Annotated in this window: 3 protein-coding genes; all 3 read left to right on the forward strand. The window is 49.5% G+C overall.

The window, feature by feature from the left end:
- Window positions 1–576: 576 nt before the first annotated feature.
- The 3 genes from QEH52_RS19315 (at window position 577) to QEH52_RS19325 (ending at window position 2,297) form a co-directional block, all read left to right on the forward strand.
- Window positions 577–906: a hypothetical protein gene (locus QEH52_RS19315; RefSeq protein ID WP_308952596.1), complete on the forward strand. Its 330-nt coding sequence runs from the start codon at window positions 577–579 to the stop codon at window positions 904–906.
- 261 nt (window positions 907–1,167) lie between these two features.
- A complete protein-coding gene (locus QEH52_RS20825; protein ID WP_308952597.1) occupies window positions 1,168–2,028 on the forward strand; it encodes a hypothetical protein in 861 nt (286 codons plus the stop codon).
- Complete coding sequence (locus QEH52_RS19325) at window positions 2,028–2,297, forward strand: type II toxin-antitoxin system YafQ family toxin (RefSeq protein WP_308952598.1); 270 nt, start codon at window positions 2,028–2,030, stop codon at window positions 2,295–2,297. The genes QEH52_RS20825 and QEH52_RS19325 overlap by 1 nt, the downstream gene beginning before the upstream one ends.
- The last annotated feature ends 186 nt before the right edge of the window (window positions 2,298–2,483 follow it).

Genomic DNA, 2,483 nt, shown 5'->3' on the forward strand with positions numbered 1-2,483 from the left:
AAAGACCACTGCGGGGAATCCATGGATTGCCAAGCGCTTGAACATGGGGCACCCTTCCAGAGTCACCAATCTCATACGTGAATCAAATGAATGAAAAATATTTATATTCTACGTTTGACCCCTTTTTCCTTCCCATATCAGATAAACAGACTGAAGCGAAAGCGGACGTCCTCAAGCTTGGAATCGACATTCACAAGCGAGAATACGTGGTTGTCCATCAACTGGACAACCAATCGCCGAAGTCTCCACAGAAGTTCAGCCCAGACGCATTCCTTACGGGTTCGGCACAAGGACATAGGTTCGGTTTCCTTCCATGGCATCCTGCCACTTTGGTGTAACCTATGTCCTTGTGCTATCTGTAACCTATGTCCTTGTGCCGAACCCCCCCCCTCTCCATCGTTCATTACGGATCTGATGTATGCAACAGTGTTCCAGACGGGTATTTACCAGTTGGTGGCCCAGGATATAAGGACATGCTGAAAAAATCAGAATGTGAAGCTTACAAGATCGGAAAAAAATGTCGTGAGGACGCCTTGAAGAAGTGCGTAAAAGCGTCAGATAAAAAGACATTAGAAAATGGAATTAAGAGAGATGAAGCTCAGATCAGTAATTATTGCTCCTGAGGTGCGCTGCTTGGCAGCATTTTGGTGCCTGTCGTTTTTCATCCTGATCCAAGGCTGTAGTTCTATGAAATTGAGCGAAAATGGCGTCACCGAAATTGCTATTGCTGAGTTTGATAAGCATAATGGCGAAGGGAGTCATCGGAAATATTCTTTAACAGTAAAGGAGGGTTTAGAGGAGTGGGTGGTTCATTTTGAGCGTTTAGAGATAGGTTTACCGGGCGACAATCACGTTGTTTTTGTAGGCAAGGAAGACATGAGAGCGCAGTACATGTCGGGAGAGTAGGAAAAGCACTGCTGTCCAAAACAGCGGTTTGGTGCGGCACAAAGACATCGGTAACAGATAGCACAATGGCTTCGCGAAGGGGACATTACGTTATTCTTATAATCGCTCATCTTCTCGCGTTATTCGTTCAATGCCGCACCTGGCAACTGGCGTCCACTCGCTTCGCGGCTCTCCTTCTTGCAATCTGCCGTCCCGCCTTGGTTGCGCCTCTGGTCGCCCCCTGTTTTGCAGTGATGGCCGTGTTCTCCGCCCAAGAACATTATGCCTAATTCCTGTTTTACGGCGGACTCGCACTGTTCCAGTGCTCAGGCAATCCGCCTACAGGAAAGAGACATAATGTTGCCTTGGGCGATCGTCCAGCAAGTCAGCAGGGGGCTCTCCGTCTCCACGGCACGGGCGAGACTACCCGCGTCTACGTTTGTGGCCGCGTTGTCTTTTCAGCCCCTCCTTCAGGAATTCGTTCCCGTGCAGGCTAACCAGGGGGGCGTTCCATCCCTGTCTGCTGCGGCCTATCCGGAACGATTGTCCGCCTTGGCGTCCGATAATGCCAGTTTCTTAAACAAATGCCGCGCGATTCGAAGTGTGAGTGAAGGGGCAATGGCTCTGGACGAGGTTTTTGCCCTGACATCCTTTGTGGCGACCCGTTCGCCCATGAAGGACGAGCAGGAAGATCTGAAATTTTTATCACTCAAGAACGACGCCTTGGTTTGCCTGATACAGGCGGAGCCCTTACCGGATGATTTTGGAGGATTGATGCTGTCGATGGTTGTCGACGAGACCGAAGGTCCGATCTGGCGCGAATACTCGGACACGCACGGCTCGACACCACGCAGATTTATACGGAAGTGGCTATCAGAGCGCTTCGTGAAGTCCACGCCAGGACTCACACGTCTTCAAATCTTGAAGCTTGAAGAATTCAGGAATACAGCCATGTTAGACACTATGAATGCCGCACAGATTATCGAAGAAATACAGCGTCTGCCTGAAGATGAACGCGGCAAGGTGCTCGATTTTGCACGCCACCAGCCCAACGCTGAGACGCTGGAAGCTATGCGTGAGCCTACTGACGACCTTCCACGTTTTGAGACAGTCGAAGACCTTTTTAAAGAGCTTCTGGACTAATGCTCCAACTCGTTCGTAAAAGTCGGTTCAAGAAGGACTTTAAGAAGCTGTTTTCTTCGGGGAACGACATCGATAGGTTGGCTTTGATAATACGCACACTGCAAGCGGAAGAGCCTTTGCCTGAGCATAATCGAGATCATGCCTTGACTGGGAATTACATTGGTCACCGCGAATGCCATGTCTCACCTGACTGGCTGTTGATCTACCAGACGACCGAAACTGAGTTGATCTTAGTCCGCACCGATTCGCATAGCGCGTTGTTTGGTTGATATATCTTTAGCCGCTATTACGTCGGTTGAGCCCGTGGGAAAGGCCTTGCTTTAAACGCTGGGCGCGTTCACTTTTAGAAAAAAAGGGGTTAAACGTAGAATATAAACATTGACATTCTTAATGTTGATACGTGCATTGTGGTGTCATGCCCCGCAAGCAACGCATCGAATACCCTGGAGCGATCT

The organism is Thalassobacterium maritimum, from assembly GCF_031127805.1.
Taxonomy (GTDB): Bacteria; Verrucomicrobiota; Verrucomicrobiia; order Opitutales; family Coraliomargaritaceae; genus Thalassobacterium; species Thalassobacterium maritimum.

Bases quoted from the DNA above. Each gene is read 5' to 3' on its own strand.
- QEH52_RS19315 (WP_308952596.1), top strand. From the start codon at position 577: ATGGAATTAAGAGAGATGAAGCTCAGATCAGTAATTATTGCTCCTGAG.
- QEH52_RS19325 (WP_308952598.1), top strand. From the start codon at position 2,028: ATGCTCCAACTCGTTCGTAAAAGTCGGTTCAAGAAGGACTTTAAGAAG.
- QEH52_RS20825 (WP_308952597.1), top strand. From the start codon at position 1,168: ATGCCTAATTCCTGTTTTACGGCGGACTCGCACTGTTCCAGTGCTCAG.